General features: G+C 70.0%; 14 protein-coding genes. 3 read left to right on the top strand and 11 right to left on the bottom strand.

Annotation, left to right across the window (positions count from 1 at the left end; genetic code table 11):
* Positions 1-132: 132 nt before the first annotated feature.
* Positions 133-1425, top strand: a complete 1293-nt coding sequence (locus HND91_RS04240; RefSeq protein WP_181705298.1) for a capsule biosynthesis protein — start codon at positions 133-135, stop codon at positions 1423-1425.
* Positions 1426-1719: 294 nt separating this feature from the next.
* On the opposite strand, the gene HND91_RS04235 is transcribed toward HND91_RS04240, so the two are convergent.
* The 6 genes from HND91_RS04235 to HND91_RS04210 all read right to left on the bottom strand — a co-directional run bounded on the left by HND91_RS04235 (position 1720) and on the right by HND91_RS04210 (position 9147).
* Positions 1720-3345 (bottom strand): ABC transporter ATP-binding protein, encoded by a 1626-nt coding sequence (locus HND91_RS04235; RefSeq protein WP_343057088.1) that lies wholly within the window; start codon positions 3343-3345, stop codon positions 1720-1722.
* A gap of 1 nt (position 3346) precedes the next feature.
* The gene (locus HND91_RS04230; RefSeq protein ID WP_181705297.1) at positions 3347-4477 is read right to left on the bottom strand and encodes an ABC transporter permease; all 1131 of its coding nucleotides are present in this window, start codon (positions 4475-4477) and stop codon (positions 3347-3349) included.
* A 14-nt stretch (positions 4478-4491) separates the two neighbouring features.
* Positions 4492-5415 carry an oligopeptide ABC transporter permease OppB gene (gene oppB / locus HND91_RS04225; protein ID WP_181705296.1) on the bottom strand — a complete coding sequence of 308 codons (924 nt, stop codon included), beginning with the start codon at positions 5413-5415 and terminating at the stop codon, positions 4492-4494.
* Between the two features lie 496 nt (positions 5416-5911).
* Positions 5912-7516 (bottom strand): peptide ABC transporter substrate-binding protein, encoded by a 1605-nt coding sequence (locus tag HND91_RS04220; RefSeq protein ID WP_181705295.1) that lies wholly within the window; start codon positions 7514-7516, stop codon positions 5912-5914.
* 307 nt (positions 7517-7823) lie between these two features.
* On the bottom strand, positions 7824-8747 hold the full coding sequence (gene puuE / locus HND91_RS04215) for an allantoinase PuuE (protein ID WP_181705294.1): 924 nt from the start codon (positions 8745-8747) through the stop codon (positions 7824-7826).
* Between the two features lie 97 nt (positions 8748-8844).
* Entirely contained in the window at positions 8845-9147 is a 303-nt protein-coding gene (locus HND91_RS04210; RefSeq protein WP_210272584.1) for a hypothetical protein, read from the bottom strand.
* 185 nt (positions 9148-9332) lie between these two features.
* On the opposite strand from HND91_RS04210, the gene HND91_RS04205 reads away from it, so the two are divergent.
* Positions 9333-9569, top strand: coding sequence for a transferase (locus HND91_RS04205; protein WP_181705293.1), 237 nt, complete (start codon positions 9333-9335; stop codon positions 9567-9569).
* A 60-nt stretch (positions 9570-9629) separates the two neighbouring features.
* Here the strand turns inward: HND91_RS04205 and HND91_RS04200 are convergent, their stop codons facing one another.
* The 5 genes from HND91_RS04200 to HND91_RS04180 form a co-directional block, all read right to left on the bottom strand.
* Complete coding sequence (locus HND91_RS04200; RefSeq protein ID WP_246329300.1) at positions 9630-10532, bottom strand: CDP-alcohol phosphatidyltransferase family protein; 903 nt, start codon at positions 10530-10532, stop codon at positions 9630-9632.
* A 29-nt stretch (positions 10533-10561) separates the two neighbouring features.
* Positions 10562-11263, bottom strand: coding sequence for a phosphatidylserine decarboxylase (locus tag HND91_RS04195; RefSeq protein ID WP_181705292.1), 702 nt, complete (start codon positions 11261-11263; stop codon positions 10562-10564).
* 311 nt (positions 11264-11574) lie between these two features.
* Positions 11575-12579, bottom strand: coding sequence for a metal-dependent hydrolase (locus HND91_RS04190; protein WP_181705291.1), 1005 nt, complete (start codon positions 12577-12579; stop codon positions 11575-11577).
* Positions 12580-12748: 169 nt separating this feature from the next.
* Positions 12749-14662, bottom strand: a complete 1914-nt coding sequence (locus HND91_RS04185) for an ABCB family ABC transporter ATP-binding protein/permease (RefSeq protein ID WP_181705290.1) — start codon at positions 14660-14662, stop codon at positions 12749-12751.
* Between the two features lie 161 nt (positions 14663-14823).
* Positions 14824-16461 carry a LysM peptidoglycan-binding domain-containing protein gene (locus tag HND91_RS04180; protein ID WP_181705289.1) on the bottom strand — a complete coding sequence of 546 codons (1638 nt, stop codon included), beginning with the start codon at positions 16459-16461 and terminating at the stop codon, positions 14824-14826.
* A gap of 388 nt (positions 16462-16849) precedes the next feature.
* Between HND91_RS04180 and HND91_RS04175 the strand changes: the two genes are divergently transcribed.
* Entirely contained in the window at positions 16850-17455 is a 606-nt protein-coding gene (locus HND91_RS04175) for an LOG family protein (RefSeq protein ID WP_181705288.1), read from the top strand.
* The last annotated feature ends 165 nt before the right edge of the window (positions 17456-17620 follow it).

Raw genomic sequence — 17620 nt, 5'->3', positions numbered from 1 at the left:
TTCCAGGCGCCCCGGCGTGATAGCCGATTTGCCGGCTTCTCGCCATTGACATCCCGCCGGGCGGAACCTACCGACAGACGACTGGTCGCCCTGGATGAGGCGCGCGCGGCCGGCCAAGGGACAGAGGCTTGGATGACGCTGGCTGGCGGCCGCCGAACGGTGCTTTTTCTCCAAGGGCCACCGACGCCCTTCTGGGCGGACCTGGCGGACGGGTTCGAGGCGGCCGGGCACCGGACCCTTCGGGTCAACCTCTGCATGGGCGACCGGGTGCTGTGGCGGCGGAAGGGCGCGCTCGACTATCGCGGCCGCCTGTCCGGCTGGTCGGCCTGGCTGGAGGCGCTCGTCGCCCGCGAGGGGGTGACGGACATCCTCTATTTCGCGGACCGGCACCCCTATCACGTGGCCGCGAAGGCGCTGGCGGAGCGGCTGGGCATCCGCGCCTACGCCATGGAGTTCGGCTATCTGAGGCCCGACTGGCTGACGCTGGAGCGGGGCGGAATGGGCGTCTACTCCCACTTTCCGGACGACCCCGACCTAATCCGCGCGGCCGCCGCCAAGGTGCCGGCGGCGAGCGTCGCCCAGATCTATTCGCACACCTTCAACCAGGAAGCCTGGTACGAGGTGACGTATAACCTGTCGACGGTGTTCTGCGGCTTCCTCTATCCGTTCTACGACGCCGACAAGTACTATCACCCGATCGTCGACTACCTGACCTGGGTGAGGCGGCTCGCCACGTCGAAGGCCGCCCTCGCCCACGCGGACGCGGTGGTGCGCGGCCTGGAGAAGGAGCGGACGCCGTTCTTCCTGGTCGCCCTGCAGTTGCAGATGGACTACCAGATCCGGGCGAACTCGCCCTACCGCCACCTTTCCATGATGCTCGACGAGGTGATCGGATCGTTCAAGGCGAACGCCGATCCCCAGGACCGGCTGGTGATCAAGACCCATCCGCTCGACAACGGCTACGAGAACTGGCCGAAGGTGGTGAGGCGGATCGCCGAAGCGCACGGGGTGGCCGACAGGGTGATCCTGATCGAGGGCGGCAATCTGGGCGTGCTCCTCAGCCACGCCAAGGGCGTGCTGGTGGTGAACTCTACGGTGGGGCTGCAGTCGCTGCGGCTGGGACGGCCGACGAAGGTGCTCGGCATCGCGGTGTTCGACGTGCGCGGCCTGACCCACCAGGGACCGCTGGACGGCTTCTGGCGCGAGCCGGGCGCGGTGGACTTGGGCCTCTGCGACGCGCTGGTGCGCCTGATGGCTGCGGCGATCCAGGTGAAGGGCTCGTTCTACCACCCGGACGGCCGCAAGGCGGCGGTGCGCGAAGTGGTGCGCCGGGTGGCCGAGGACCGGGTGAACCAGCCGGACGCTTTCGTGCCGGCCCTGCCGCGGATGCGGAGGGCGCGGGCGATCGGGGTGCCGATCCGCTGAGGGGGTGCTGGAGGGGGTGGTCTTCGGTAGGGGCAAGGCAGGTTCGCGGACGGAGAACGCGGCGTTATCCTTCCCCGAAGGGGAAGGTGGCGCGAAGCGCCGGAAGGGGTCGTGTTCGGTGGTGGCAAGGCGGGTTCATGGACGGAAAACGCGCCCGTCGCCCAACTACAAAGGCGACCCCTCCCCCGGCTGCGCCGGACCCTCCCCTGAGGGGAGGGATGGGTGCGGTTGGCCGCGGCCCGACGCCGGCTAAGCTTGATCGTAAACCGGCTCTGAGCTGACTTCGGAGTCTGGCTAGCCGGCTGCGTGAGCTGTGTCGGGGCGGGTGGCGTGGCCGAGGGCGGCGGACATGAGGGCTTGGGTGTAGGGGTGGCGGGGGGCGTCGAAGATGGCGTCGGTCGGACCCTCCTCCACCACCCTTCCCGCCTTCATGACCAGGATGTGGTCGGCGAGCGCGCGGACGACCGCGAGGTCGTGGCTGATGAAGAGGTAGGAGAGGCCGTGGCGGGCCTGGAGGTCGCGCAGGAGATCGACGATCTGCTTCTGCACCGACCGGTCGAGCGCGGAGGTGGGCTCGTCGAGGACGACCACCTTCGGCTTCAGGATGATGGCCCGGGCGATGGCGATGCGCTGGCGCTGGCCGCCGGAGAACTCGTGCGGGTAGCGATTGCGGGTGGCGGGGTCGAGGCCGACTTCCCGCATGGCCTCCACGGCGCGGCGGTCGCGGTCGGCCCGGGTGAGCCGGGGCTCGTGGACGAGGAGGCCTTCGGTGATGATCTGCCCGACCGTGAGGCGCGGGCTCAGGGAGCCGAACGGATCCTGGAAGACGAGCTGGAGCTCGCGCCGGTAGCGGCGCATCTCGCGCCGGTCGGCGCGGGAGATGTCGTGGTGCTCGAAGCGGATCTGGCCCGTGCCGTGGTTGAGGCGCAGGAGCGCCCGGCCGAGGGTGGACTTGCCGGACCCGGATTCGCCCACGATGCCGATGGTCTGGCCGCGCACGAGGCGGACGGTGACGCCGTCGACGGCGTTGATCTCGATCGGCGGGCCGGCAAGGAAGCCGCCGCCGAGCCTGAAGCCGACCTTGACGTTGCGGCCCTCCAGGAGGACGGGCGCGGTGTCCGGCGGGGGCTCCTTGCGGCCCGTCGGTTCGGCGGCGAGGAGCATGCGCGTGTAGGCGTGGGCGGGCGCGGCGAACAGGCGGCCGACCGGCCCCTCCTCCACCACCTCGCCGGACTTCATCACGTAGACCCGGTCGGCGAAGCGGCGGACGATGCCGAGGTCGTGGGTGATGAAGACGATCGCCATGCCGAGGCGGGCCTTCAGGTCGGCGAGGAGATCGAGGATCTGGGCCTGGATGGTGACGTCGAGCGCGGTCGTGGGCTCGTCGGCGATGAGGACGTCCGGCTCGCAGGCGAGCGCCATCGCGATCATGACGCGCTGGCGCTGACCGCCGGACAGCTCGTGCGGGTAGCTGTCGACGCGGCGCTCCGGCTCCGGGATGCCGACGAGGCGCAGGAGCTCGACGACGCGGGCGCGCGCCTGCCGGCGGCCGAGGCCGCGATGATGGATGAGCGGCTCGGCGATCTGGCGGCCGACCCGGTAGAGCGGGTCGAGGGAGGTCATCGGCTCCTGGAAGATCATGGTGATCCTGGAGCCCCGGATGGTGTTGAGCCGCTTCAGCGGCAGGCCGACGAGCTCCTGGTCGCGGTACCGGGCCGAGCCGGCGACCCGGCCGTTGGACGCGAGGAGGCCCATGACGGCCATCATGGTCTGGCTCTTGCCGGAGCCGGACTCGCCCACGATGGCGACCGTCTCGCCGCGGGCGACCTGGAGCGAGACGCCCTTGACGGCATGCACGTCGCCGTCGGGGGTGGCGAAGCGGACGTCGAGCCCGGAGACGGAGAGGACGGGATCGGTCACGTCAGCGGTCCTTCGGATCGAGCGCGTCGCGCAGGCCGTCGCCGAGGAAGTTGAGGGCGAAGAGCACGAGCGCGAGCGTGATGGCGGGGTAGACGAGCAGCCACGTGGCGCCCTCGATGTTGCGGGCGCCTTCGGCGATGAGGACGCCGAGGCTGGTCAACGGCTCCTGGACGCCGAGGCCGAGGAAGGACAGGAAACTCTCCAGGATGATGACCCGGGGCACCATGAGGGTCATGTAGATGACGACCGGCCCGAGCGTGTTGGGAATGATGTGGCGCTTCAGGATGCCGGCGTTCTCCACGCCGAGCGCCTCGGCCGCCTGGACGAACTCGCGGCGCTTGAGCGCGAGGGTCTGGCCCCGGACGATGCGGGCCATGTCGAGCCATTCGATGGCGCCGACCGCGATGAACATGAGGACGAAGTTCCGCCCGAAGAAGACCACCAGCATGATGACGAAGAAGATGAAGGGCAGCGAATAGAGCACGTCGACGATGCGCATCATGACGTCGTCGACCTTGCCGCCGAAATAGCCGGCGACGGCCCCGTAGGTGACGCCGATGACGAGGGCGACGGCGGTGGCCAGGATGCCGATGGCGAGCGACACCCGGGTGGCGACCAGGATGCGGGCGAGCATGTCGCGGCCGTTGCCGTCGGTGCCGAGGTAGAAGTGGAACTGCTGCACGTCGGCCGTGAGGGTGGCGGACCGCCTGTCGTCGGAGAGGCGCTGGACCGCGCCGTTCGTGAACAGGTCGGATCGCTCCAGGTAGCGGGTGACGCGCGGGTCGATCTCCCGCTCGGACGTGACCTCCACGGTGGCGACGCCGTCCGCCACCGCGATGGAGGCGATGTCCACCCGGGCGCGGCGGAGCGCGGCGCGGATCTCCGGCTCGATCGCGTCGGCGCGGGGATAGGGCTCCAGGCTGGCGGGGGTGCGGACGTAGTTGCTGTAGACGGTGTCGTAGGCGTGCGGCACCACATAGGGGCCGAACACGGCGGCCAGGATGACGACGGCCAGCACCAGCGCGCTGAGGACGGCGGCCTTGTTGCGGCGAAGGCGGCGCCAGGCGTCCTGCCAGAGGGAGCGCCCCTCGCCGGCGGCCGGGACGGGCGCGGTCGTGTCGGAGACGGACATGGGCAAGCTCCCGCTCAGTCGAGCCGCACGCGCGGATCGAGCCACGCGTAGAGGAGATCGACGATCAGGTTGAAGATGACGACGAAGATGGCGATCACCACCACGGTGCCCATCACGAGCGTGTAGTCGCGGTTGAGGGCCGACTGGACGAAGAAGCGGCCGATGCCCGGAATGCCGAAGATGGTCTCCACCACCACCGAGCCGGTGACGAGCGCGGCGGCGGCCGGGCCGAGGTAGGAGATGACCGGCAGGATGGACGCCCTGAGGGTGTGGGTGATCACCACGGAGCGGGCCGGCAGGCCGTAGGCGCGAGCCGTGCGGACGTGGTCGGAGCGGAGCGCCTCGATGGTGGCGCCGCGGGTGAGGCGCGCGATCACGGCGATCTGCGGCAGCGCCAGGGTGACGATGGGCAGGATCTTGTTGGCGATGGCCCCGTCGCCCCAGCCGCCGGCCGGCAGCCAGCCGAGCCAGACGCCGAACACCAGCGACAGGATGGGCGCGACCACGAAGGTCGGGATGGTGGTGCCGATGGAGGCGGTGGCGACGACGAAATAGTCGGCGAAGGAATTCTGGCGCAGCGCGGCGTAGACGCCGGCCGTGACGCCGACCAGGAGCGCGAGCGCGATGGCGCCGCCGCCAAGCTGGATCGACACCGGCAGGCCGTTGGCGAAGAGGTCGCCGACGGAGAAGTCGCGATAGATGAAGCTCGGCCCGAAGTCGCCCGCGAGGAGGTTGCGGAGGTAGCGCAGGTACTGGGTGAACAGCGGCTCGTCCAGGTGGAACACCCGGTTGAGGTTGGCCATCACGGTGGGGTCGAGCGGCCGGTCCAGGTTGAACGGGCCGCCGGGCGCCGCGCGCATCATGAAGAAGGACGCCGTGATGATGACGAAGAGCGTCGGGATGGCGCCGAGGAACCGGCGGAGGATGTAGGACAGCATGGGCAGGCCTCAACCGGGCGGCGGGGTCTCATGGATCGCGGGACGGACGACGAAACCGACGGAAACGAGCGCCGGCACGGGTCCGGTGCATAGGAGGCGCGAGATCCCTCCCCTCAGGGGAAGGTGGACGGCGGAGCCGGCCGGAAGGAGTTGCCTTCCGGCCGGTCCGGGGTGAGGCGGCGGGGGCCGAGTCACGATCGGAAAGGGCGGGCCCTCCCGGTTGCTGTGGAGGCGGAAGGACGACCCCTTCCGGTCCCTGCGGGACCACCTTCCCCTGAGGGGAAGGATGGCGGGGGCGACCCGTTGCGGTCCCGGTGGAGACCGGAAAGACGACCCCTTCCGGTCCCTGCGGGACCACCTTCCCCTGAGGGGAAGGATGGCGGGGGCGACGCGTTGCGGCTTCCTTCAGGGGCACTTCGCACAAAGGAAATACGGAGCGCCTGCGGGAAGGAGGGGGCGTCGGTGGGAAGCGACGCCCCTGCCCGGCCCCAGCGCCTTACTTCTGCAGCTTCAGGAAGCGGGTCGGATAGACGTTCATGATGTTGTCTTCCCAGCCGGTCAGCTTCGGCGAATAGAGGGTGTGGGAGGAGTAGTAGAGGAGCGCGAGGTTCGGCGTATCCCGGAGGATGATCTTCTCGGCCTCCTTAAGGATCTCGGAACGCTTGGCCAAGTCGCCCTCCTGGTAGGACTCCGCCATGATCTTGTCGAACTCCGGATTGGAGTAGTTGGCGTAGTTGAAGCCGGGATTGTTGGACTTCATCAGGCCGAGGAAGCTTTCCGCGTCGTTGTAGTCGGCGATCCAGCCGGCGCGCGCGACGTCGTAGTCGCCCTTCTGGCGCAGGTAGGCGTAGTGGGTGGCGGCGTCGCGGCTCGTCATGGTGACCTCGGCGCCGAGCACCGTCTTCCACATGTCGGCGATGGCCGTGGACGTGTTCTTGTGGTTCTCGCTCGTGTTGTAGGAGATCTCGATCTTCAGCGGCTTGCCGGGGCCGAAGCCGGCTTCCTCGATCAGCTTCTTGGCCTCGTCCTCACGGTCGAGCTGGCTCATGTCCTTGAAGTCGGACGTCGGGCCGTTCTCGTAGTTGGCGGTGCCGGGCGGCACGAAGGAATAGGCCGGCAGCATGGTGCCCGACCAGATCTCGTCGGCGAGGAACTCGCGGTCGATGGCGAGATCGAGGGCGCGGCGAACCTTCGGATCGTTGAACGGCGGCTTGTCGGTCTTGATCGGGAAATAGTAGGTGCCGAGGTAGGGGGGCGTGCGGACCTGATCGCCGAACTTCTCGCGCAGCTGGGCCATCTGGTCGGCCGGAAGATCGGAACAGCTGTCGATCTCGCCCGCCTCGAAGCGGCGCACGCAGGCGGCGCGGTCCTCGAACGGGATGTAGTTGACCGTGTCGATCTGGACGTTGGCGGCGTCGTGGAACTTCGGGTTCTTGGCGAGCACCACCTTGTCGCCGGGCGTGGCCGAGACCAGCGTGTAGGCGCCGTTGGTGATCATGTTGCCCGGCTTGGAATACTCGGCCCCGAGCTTGGACACGGACGCCTCGTGGAGCGGCACCGTGGCCTGATGGGTGAGCATCTCGACGAAGTACGGGGTCGGCCCGTCCAGGACGACCTCCAGGGTCTTGTCGTCGATCGCGGTGACGGCGACGTCCTCCATCCTGCCCTCGCCCTTGTTGTAGGCCAGCGCGCCCTTGATCGGATAGAGCATGGAGGCGTATTCGGCGCCGGTCTCCGGGTTGAGGATGCGCCGCCAGGCGAACACGAAGTCGGTCGCCGTCACCGGATCGCCGTTCGACCAGGTCGCGCCATCGCGCAGCTTGAACGTCCAGGTCCGACCGTCGAGCGAGGTGGTCCAGCTGGTGGCGGCGCCGGGAATCGGCTCGGCCTTCTGGTTGTAGACCACCAGGGTTTCGAAGAGATCCTTCATGATGTGCATTTCGGCGACGGTGGAGGTGAGCTGGGGATCCAGCGTCTCCGGGTCACCGTCGTTACCGCGGTTGTAGACCACTTCGGCGGCGGCCGGCGCCACGGCCGCGGCCAGCATCGATCCGGCGAGCAGCGCGGCGACGAAGGCGCGCGGCAGGAAAGCAACACTCATGGAACGACCTCCTTGTTCTGGCGGAAGGCCGGTCCGAGTCGACGCCTGACGGCCCGACTGCCCCTGGACGACACGACCTTCCGAGGTGCGATCGTCAGGCTAATCCGGCTGTTTCGTTCGGCAAGTGTTTTTTTAGCGATTTTTACCGAGGGTGCCGTTAGGGGATGAAAAGTGATCCCCAGATTCCCTATAGCTGTGGAATATCATTTCGCGACACCGACTCATTCCGAGGGAATGTTTCATTCACGGGATCGTCTTGGACCGATCCGGAACAGGCGGCCGGGTCGACCACGACTCGGGTCCGGGCTCAGGCGGGCTCGCCGGCCGGCTTGTGGTGGGCGGTCCAGTGCCAGGCGATGTCGATCCGGCGGGGCAGCCAGACCTTCTCGTGGCCGAGCACATAGTCCAGGAAGCGGGCGAGCGAGGCGACCCGGCCGGGCCGGCCGACCAGACGGCAGTGGAGCCCGACGTTGAGGAGCTTGGGCGAACCGGCCTCGCCCTCGGCGTAGAGCACGTCGAACGCGTCCTTCAGGTAGGTGAAGAACTGGTCGCCCGAGTTGAACCCCTGGTTCGTGGCGAACCGCATGTCGTTGCTGTCGAGCGTGTAGGGGATGATCAGGTGCGGGCCGTTCGGTCCCTTGATCCAGTAGGGCAGGTCGTCGGCGTAACTGTCGGACGAGTAGAGGAAACCGCCCTCCTCCGCGGCGAGCCGCGTGGTGTGGACGGACGAGCGGCCCGTGTACCAGCCGAGCGGGCGGGCGCCGGTCACCTCCTCGTGGATGCGGATCGCCTCCATCATGTGGCGGCGCTCCTCCTCGTAGGTGAAGTCCTTGTAGTCGATCCACTTGAGGCCGTGACTGGCGATCTCCCAGTCCGCCTCCTTCATGGCGGCGACCGCCTCCGGATTGCGGGCGAGCGCGGTGGCGACGCCGTAGACGGTGGCGGGCACGTTGCGGCTGGTGAAGAGACGCCACAGGCGCCAGAAGCCCGCGCGGGAGCCGTATTCGTAGATCGACTCCATGTTCATGTGGCGCTGGCCGGGCCAGGGCTGGGCCCCGACGATCTCGCTGAGGAAGGCCTCGGACGCCGCGTCTCCGTGGAGGATGCTGTTCTCGCCGCCCTCCTCGTAGTTGACGACGAACTGGACGGCGACGTTCGCGCCATCCGGCCACGCCGCGTGCGGAGGCGTGCGCCCGTATCCGATCATGTCCCGCGGATAGTTCGCGTCCATCGTCGCCTCCCGTCCGTTCGCGATTGCGGTAAGGTCGGGCAAGACAACGTGTTTTGCAAGGCGTCAGCTGAAGCGGAGCCGACGCCCGGACATCAGGTCAGCGCCGCCGGCGGCGGCGGTCCTCGGCCTCGATGCGGATCGGGATGAGGCGACCCTCGAAGCGCTCGTCCTCGTCGGAGCCGATGCGCATGACGGCCGAGCCCATGGCGACGCTCGCCAGGGTGACGACGAAGCCGACGGTCATCAGCACGACCGGCAGGACCGGGTTGTCGGCGGCCGCCACGAGGCTGCCGAGCCCGCCCACGTTGAGGGCGAGAAGTCCGCCGACAACGACGAGGCCGGCAAGGGATCCGGCGAGGCCGTTCACGGCGAGGAGGCGCAGAAGGCGGTGACGGTGCATGGTCAAGTTCCCGACACGGTATGTCTTCGGACAACATCCCATTCCACGGAACGTTCCGTCGCCCGTTTCCCTATTTAGGTCCCGTCGGCAGGGGATCAATTCACCATCTCGTGCGTTGTCCTCGACACGGCCGGCGCGAGCGTGAGCTTCGCGGTCCCGCCGGTGGACAACCGGGAGGGCGCGTCATGACCGTCGTCGAGTTCGAGCAGGGTCAGCCCCGAGCGGCCGGCGTTCTCGACGCGAGCCCGGCGGGCGCTGCGGAGACCGCGACCGTCCTCGCCATGATGGACCACCTCGCCGCGGCCGGCGCCGTCTCCGGCCAGGAGGCGCTGCGGCTGCTGCGCAAGGCCTTTCCGGGCACGTCGCTCGCCGACCGGGTGCGGGCGGCGGATCTGCAGTCGCGGCGGTCGAAGCCGCTCTGACGGCATGCGCCCCGGCAGGACGGGGGGCGCTTTCGCAGCCATCGATGTCCCTGGCGGGGGTCAGGACGAGCGCGAGCGCGGGTCGCGGCCGGTCTCGCCGCCAAGGTCGTCCGCGTCCGCCGGCAGGACCACCTGGCCGTCGCCGTCGAAGCCGACCTCGTCCTCGCGGGCGCCGTGCTCGCGGGCGAGCCGGTTCCAGTGCCGCCAGCCGAACGGGATGCAGGCGAGATAGGCGATCACGATCGCGGTCAGCATCTCGAACGGGAAGCTGACGATGAGGCTCACCAGGACGACGAGCGCCACGAGGACCGGCAGCACCCACTCGCGGCGGATGCGCGCCATCTTCTTGCCGGAGAAGGTGGGGATGCGGCTGACCGTCAGGAAGGCGATCAGGAACACGTAGGCGATCACGATGGGCGCCGCCCAGGGGGCGAACTCCACCCCCACGAAGGAGATGTAGACCGGCAGGAGAACCGCCAGGGCCCCGGCGGGCGCCGGCACGCCGGTGAAGAAGTTCGCCTGCCAGGCGGGCTTCTCCACGTCCAGCATGGCGTTGAACCGGGCGAGGCGGAGCGCCATCGCGATGGCGAGGACGAGCGCGGCGAGCCAGCCGAAGGACTTCACGCCGTGGAGGATCCAGCCGTAGAGCAGGATGGCCGGCGCGGCGCCGAAGCAGAGGAAGTCGGCGAGGCTGTCGAGCTCGGCCCCGAAGCGGGACGTGGAGCGCAGATAGCGGGCGATGCGGCCGTCGAGGCCGTCGAGCACGGCCGCCACCAGGATCGCGTAGACGGCGATCTCCCACCGGCCCTCGATCGTCATCCGGATCGAGGTGAGGCCGGAGCAGAGGGCGAGCAGCGTCACCGCGTTCGGAATGATCATCCGGACCGGGATGCCGCGAACGGCGCGCCGGCGCTTCGGCCGGGGCGCTTCGTGGTGATCGACGGGCGGGAAGATGGTGGCCAAGGGCGGTCCTCGCGGGGCTGGAGGATGGATCAGGTGGCGCGCATGGCCGGCGTGGGCTTCTCGCCGGCGAGGTCGGCGAGGACGGTCTCGCCCGCGATCGCGCGGCTGCCGAGGCCGACCCGGGCGACCGAGCCCTCCGGCAGGTAGACGTCCACCCGGGAGCCGAAGCGGATGAGGCCGAAGCGGTCGCCGACGGTCAGGCCGTCGCCCTCGCGGGTGAAGGAGACGATGCGTCGCGCGATCAGGCCGGCGATCTGCACAACGCCGACCGCCCGACCGTCGGGCATCTCGATGACGACGCCGTTGCGCTCGTTGTCCTCGCTGGCCTTGTCGAGCTCGGCGTTGATGAACTTGCCGGCCCGGTAGGCGATGCGCCGGATGCGGCCGGTGACCGGCATGCGGTTCACGTGGACGTCGAAGACGTTCATGAACACGCAGATCCTGAGGAGCGGCGCGGAGCCCATCTGCAGTTCCGGCGGCGGGACGGCCGGGCCGACGGAGGAGATCCGCCCGTCGGCCGGGCTGATCACCAGGCCGGGCTGGACCGGCGTGACGCGGATCGGATCGCGGAAGAAGAGCGCGCACCAGATGGTGAGCGCGAGGCCGATCCAGAACAGCGGGTCCACGAACCAGCCGACGAAAACGGTGACCACCGCGAAGATGGCGATGAATTTGTGTCCCTCCGGGTGGATCGGCGGGACGGCGTTCTTGATGGACGTCAGAATGGACATGTCGGGGCGTTCAACGTGCGAGGGGCGCGAAAGGTCCCTCCCCTTTGGCACGGAACGGAGGGGTTGGGAAGGCGGCGGGTGGCGCAGGTGGCCCGCCGGGACGGATCGTGACGAGGACGATCGAGGGGGGAGGTGCGCGACGGGGCCGTCGGCGCGCTCCGCGCGTCTCCGGACGTCACCCCCGTGGATGCCGGGGTCCGACCGACCGCGGGGCATCCGCGCCGGTGAGGCGGACATCGACGTCTTCTGGATCCCGGCGTTCGCCGGGATGACGGAGGTGGACCTTCGCGCCCGGAGCGGGTCCACCGCAGTCAAGGCCGGTTCAGCACCATCGCCATCAGGGCGCTGAGGTTTTCGGCGGCGTCGTTGCGGTGGGTCTCGAAGCGCACGTGGGCGGTCGGGGGCGCGGCCCGGTCGAGGCGGATCGACCAGAGGGGCGCGATCGCGGTCGGCAGGAAGGCGTATCGCACGTCGATGATCCGCTCGCCGCCATCGGGCGCCTTGGCGACGAAGCCGTCGCTGAAGCGGGTGAAGCGCTCCACATCCCGCGCCTGCTGGGACGACGGGTCGAGCCAGGGAAAGGCGCTCGGCACATCGAGCCTCTCGATCGACGCGCCTTCGAAGACCCACGCCGCAAAGCCCGGACGGATCGCGTCCACGTGGAAGCGGTCCTCGGTCTCGTAAATGCTTCTCCAGACGATCAGGTTGGCGAAGGTCGGCTTGACCTCCAGGCGCACCGGCACGTGACCGCGCTCCCGGGCGAGACGGTGCGCCAGGGCTTCCGCGGCCTGGTGCTGGTAGGCGCCGACGGCGAGATAGCACGCCGCCCAGACGAGGGCGAACCGCGCCCAGCGGGGGCTTCGCCGCACGACCCCCGCGGCGACGAGCGCCAGGACCGGCAGGGTGAACAGCGGGTCGACGATGGACACGATGCTGGAGGAGAACCGGCGGTCGCTGAACGGCCAGAACAGGAGCGTCCCGTAGGAGGTCGCCGCGTCCAGAAGGCCGTGGGTGCCATAGCCGAGGGAACTGAACAGCCACAGCCGCGCGAAGCCGACCGTCAGCCACCGGCGGAAGCACAGGAAGACGACCGCCGCGACCAGAAGCCCGCCGACCGGAATGAAGATCAGGGAATGGGTGAACTGCCGGTGATATTCGAGGAAGAGAAGGCTGTCGGTCCGCGACCGGATCAGCACGTCCAGATCGGCCGCCATGCCGGCGAGGAAACCGACGGCGGCGGCGACGCGCGTCTGGCGCTTGCCCGGCACCGAGGCCGGCAGCGCGGCGCCGATCGCGCCCTGGGTGACTGGATCCATTGCCCCGCTCAGCCGGAGGTGAGAGCCGATGACGACACGGCGACCGGCGGGTGTGGGTCACCGCGCCGTGCCGGTCGCACAGTCATAGAGGAAGCACCGGCGCGGGCGGAAGGCGATTCATCGCCCCCCTCACCGCATACCGGCGACACAGGGTCGGATGCCCCTGCCCTCACCCGCGGCGGGGTTCGCCGGCGCGCTCGCCGCGGGTGACGATGCCGAGGTCGTCGTGGGCGCGGACCTGCTTCAGGCGCTCCTCCGCCTCGGCGGCCTCGCGCTGGCGGTTCCACATGGTGGCGTAGAGGCCGGCCTTCTCGATGAGGGCCGCGTGGGAGCCGCGCTCGGCGATCCGGCCCTTCTCCAGCACGATGATCTCGTCGGCGTTGACCACGGTGGACAGCCGGTGGGCGATGACGAGCGTGGTGCGGCCGGCGGAGACCCGGTCGAGGGCGGCCTGGATCTCGCGCTCGGTGTTGGTGTCGAGAGCGGAGGTCGCCTCGTCGAGGATCAGGATAGGCGGGCCCTTGAGGATGGTGCGCGCGATGGCGACGCGCTGCTTCTCGCCGCCGGAGAGCTTCAGGCCGCGCTCGCCGACCTGGGTGTCGAAGCCCTGGGGCAGCGTCTCGATGAAGCCGGCGATCTGCGCCATGGCGGCGGCCTCGCGCACCTCCTCCTCGGTGGCGTCGATCCGGCCGTAGCGGACGTTGTAGAGGATGGTGTCGTTGAAGAGCACGGTGTCCTGGGGAACCATGCCGATGGCGGCGCGCAGGCTTTCCTGCGTGACCGAGCGCACGTCCTGGCCGTCGATGGTGACGCGGCCGGAGGTGACGTCGTAGAAGCGGAACAGGAGCCGCGACAGGGTGGACTTGCCGGCCCCGGACGGGCCGACGATCGCCACCGTGCGGCCGGCCGGGACCTCGAAGGTGACGCCGTCGAGGATCTTGCGGTCCGGGTCGTAGGAGAAGTGCACGTCCTCGAACCGGACGGTGCCGCCGCCGACCGTCAGGGGCCGCGCGTCGGGCGCGTCCACGATCTCGGCGGGCTGGCCGAGGAGTTCGAACATCTGCTCGATGTCGGCGATGCCCTGGCGAATCTCGCGGTAGATGAAGCCGATGAAGTTGAGCGGGACGGCGAGCTGCATCAGGAGCGCGTTGATCAGCACGAACTCGCCGATCGACTGGGTGCCGGCCATCACCTCGCGGGCGGACATGACCATGCAGATGGTCATGCCGACGGTGAAGATGACGGTCTGGCCCATGTTGAGCCAGGACAGCGACGTCCAGGTCTCCACCGCCGCCCGCTCGTAGCGGGCCATGGCGGCGTCGAAGCGGCCGGCCTCCATGCGCTCGTTGCCGAAGTACTTCACGGTCTCGAAGTTCAGGAGGCTGTCGATCGCCTTGGTGTTGGCGTCCGTGTCGCTGTCGTTCATGCGGCGGCGGATGTCGATGCGCCGGTCGGAGTAGCGGACGGAGAACCAGACGTAGAGCCAGACGGTGACGCTGATGACGGCGAGGTAGGTGAAGCCGAACTGCCAGGCGATGAGCGCCGCCGAGAGGGCGAATTCCAGCGCGGTCGGCCAGGCGTTCAGGATGGTGAAGCGCACGATGGCGTCGATGCCCTTCACGCCGCGCTCGATGACGCGGGACAGGCCGCCGGTGCGCCGCTGCAGGTGGAAGCGGAGCGACAGGTCGTGCAGGTGCACGAAGGTGCGGTGGGCGAGCGCCCGGACCGCGTGCTGGCTGACCTCGGCGAAGAGCGCGTCGCGCAGCTGGTTGAAGGCGCTGAGCACGAGACGGCCGACGCCGTAGCCGAGGACGAGCACCACCGGCGAGGCGGCGATGAGGAGGGTCTGCTGCTCGCGGCTCTCCGGGGCGAGCGCATCGGTCGCCCAGGCCATGAAATAGGGCACGGCGACGGTGGCGATCTTGGCGAAGATCAGCGCCAGCACCGCCAGCGCGACACGCCACTTCAGGTCCGGGCGGTGGGACGGCCAGATGTAGGGCCAGAGGTTGCGGATCGTGGTGACGAGGGTGGCGTCGTCCGCGGAAACGGTCCGGACGGCGGGATCGCGAGTGGATTTCAGCATGACGACCTGACGTGCGGGGCCGGCCCGAATCGGTCGGCAAGCCATGAACGGGCCTTAGCATGGCCAAACCATGCATCGGCCGAATGAACGCGGGCCGCCCGCGGCCGGTTTGACGGCGCGCGGGACGGGATGTGGTTTAGATCAGGCGGCGGCGGTGGTTTTCAAGGTGCCGCCTGCGACCATGCCGCGTCGCCCTCCGGCAGCACGAATACCTGGCCGGGGTAGATGAGGCCCGGATTGCGGATCTGGTCCGAGTTGGCCTCGTAGATGGTGGAGTAGCGCACGCCCATGCCGTAGAGCCGCCGGGCGATGCGCCAGAGGTTGTCGCCCCGGCGGATGATGATGGTCTTGGCGCTGCCGACCCGCGCCTCGCCGGCGGAGCCGGACCCGGCGACCACCTGGCTGGACCCCGCGCCGGCCACCTGCATGGGATCCTCGACCTGCTCGAACACCACCTCCGAGCGGGCCACCACGGAGCCGTCCGGCCCGACCTGATCCACCCGGACCGTGTGGGAGCCGGGTTCCAGGGTGCGCGGCGCTTCCACCAGCCAGCGGGCGTTGGAGTCGGCCCGCGCGTCGGCGACGATCGTCTCGTTCACGTAGAGACGGATGGTGACGCCGGCCTCGGCGGACCCGGCGGCGTAGAGCGTGCCGCCCTCGGTCTCGACGGCCTCGATGGTGACGCGCGGCGGCGCGGCGGCTGCGGGCGCCTGACCGGCCGGAGGTTCGGACGCGGAGGGAGCCGCGGCGGTGTCGGCCGCGCCGGGCGGCGACGCGGCGGTGTCGGCGCCGGGTGCGGCGGGCGCATCGGCGGCGGGCGCATCGGCGGCGGGCGCATCCGCGGCGGAGGGCGCAGCGCCGGGCGCGACGGGCGCTTCGGCCGGCGGGGGCTGTGAAGCTCCGGCCGTCTGGCCGGGGGCGGCCCCGGCGGTGGCGTCTCCGGCGGGCGACGGGGCGGGCGCGGTCGTCGGAACGGTGGCCTCGACGGCGGTTCCGGCACCGGCCGAAGGGCTGGCGGCGCCACCGTCGGGCGGCGCCTGCGGCATGGCGGGCGCGGCGGCGACCCGGGTCTCGCCCTCCGGACCGGCCGGGGCGGCCGGGGCGGCCTCGGCGACGGCCGCCGGCGGTGCGGCGGGATCGGTAGCCGGCGCGGGAGCGCTGGCGGGGGGCTGCGCGGCACCGGCGGCGCGGGCGGCTTCGGCCTTGTCGAACGCGTCGGTCCCGACGCCGGCCTCGGTCAGCGCCTCGCGCGCCTCGTCCAGGCCAGGCACCTGCAGCACCGTGCTGGCGACGCCCGGCTGGTTGAGGACGACGAGCACCTCGCCCTTGCCGCCTTCCGGCACGGACACGGCGACGCTCTGCTCGGAGACGAGGGTGCCGCCGTTCGGGGACGTGGTGCGGACGACCAGGTCGTGGGCGCCGGCCTTCAGGGGATCGGAGAGGACGATGGCCCACTCGCCGGCGGTGTTGGCGGTGCCCTTGGCGATCACGGTGGCGCCCGAGAGGATCTCGATCGCGGCCCCCGGCTGGGCCTGGCCGGCGATGACGGCGTCGCCGGTGGGCTCGACCCGGACGAGGTCGAACACGGGGACGACTTGCCTGGACCCGGTCGGCGCCGCCGCCTTCGGGGGCTCCGACACGACGGCGGTGGCGCCGCCGGGCGCGTCCGGCGCGGCCGCCTCGGGAGCGAGGCCCGCCATCCTCAACGCTTCGTCGAGGGCGCCGCTCCCGTAGGCGAGCGAGAGCGCTATGGCCGCAAAGATCGCCGCGACGAGGGCGATCCCCTGTTGTCTGGTCATGACCTGTCCCGTTGCCCCGCCCGTCCACCCCGGGCATCCATCGGCGACACTGCGATGCGCAGGGTTCTGCTCGGACGCGGACCGGCGGGCGATCTGTTCGTACCGGCGCCGTTCGCGGCGCCATCGACGACAATCCGACCGGCCGGACCCCGGCAGCGGGCCCCATCGGATGGGCGCCTTCACCGGAACTCCAACTCAGCTCACGGCATAACCGTGTCGACTGAGTAAATGCTTATACCGAGAGAAAAAACCCCACAAGCGCGGCATAAGGCACGACGGACGGTCCGGGCGCGGCCGTGGCGGATCCGCCCCGGGCGCGGCGGCATGCCCCCGGGGCGCGCCGCCGCCGACTCTTGACGCTCGGGCGCGGGCGATGCGACATGGATCCATGGCACACGTTTCCAGCATATGCGTCTTCTGCGGGTCGTCTTCGGGTCGCAATCCACTCCACCTCGCCGCCGCCGAGACCCTGGGTCGGGCCATGGCCGAGGCCGGCATCCGCCTCGTCTACGGGGGCGGCTCGATCGGCCTGATGGGGGCGGTCGCCAAGTCCGTGCTGAAGCACGGCGGCGCGGTGACGGGAATCATCCCGGACTTCCTCCTTCGCCGCGAGATCATGCTGGAGGGCGTGGACGACCTCCACATCGTGGAGGACATGCACACCCGCAAGCGCATGATGTTCGAGCGGTCCGACGCCTTCGTGGCCCTGCCGGGCGGCGTCGGCACGCTGGAGGAGCTCGTCGAGCAGATGACCTGGGCGCAGCTCGGCCGGCACAAGAAGCCGATCGTGCTCGCCGACATCGCGGGCTTCTGGCAGCCGCTGAAGGACCTGCTCGCCCACATGTCCGAGGAGGCCTTCATCCGCCCGGGCTACGAGGTGAAGTTCCTGGTGGCGCCGACCGCCGAGGAGATCGTCCCGACGGTGCTCTCCGCCGCGGCGGGGCAGCAGGAGGCGGCGTTGGAGGGCGATCGGCGGAGCCTGGAGAAGATGTGAGGGGGATAGGGCTGCGGGACCGGGCGGTTGCGCGGTGGCTCCGGGTCCCAGGATCGGCGATACGGCGCCGCTCCCAGTGTCGTCATCCCGGCAACAGCCGGGATCCAGCCGACGGCGGGGGATCCTGATTGGCACGGATGATGGGACGGGCGGTTGGATCCCGGC

The sequence above is a fragment of the Chthonobacter rhizosphaerae genome (assembly GCF_013839525.1).
Lineage (GTDB): Bacteria > Pseudomonadota > Alphaproteobacteria > Rhizobiales > Pleomorphomonadaceae > Chthonobacter > Chthonobacter rhizosphaerae.
The sequence above is the reverse complement of the archived record's forward strand: the minus strand, read 5'-3'. Positions and strand labels throughout refer to the sequence as shown.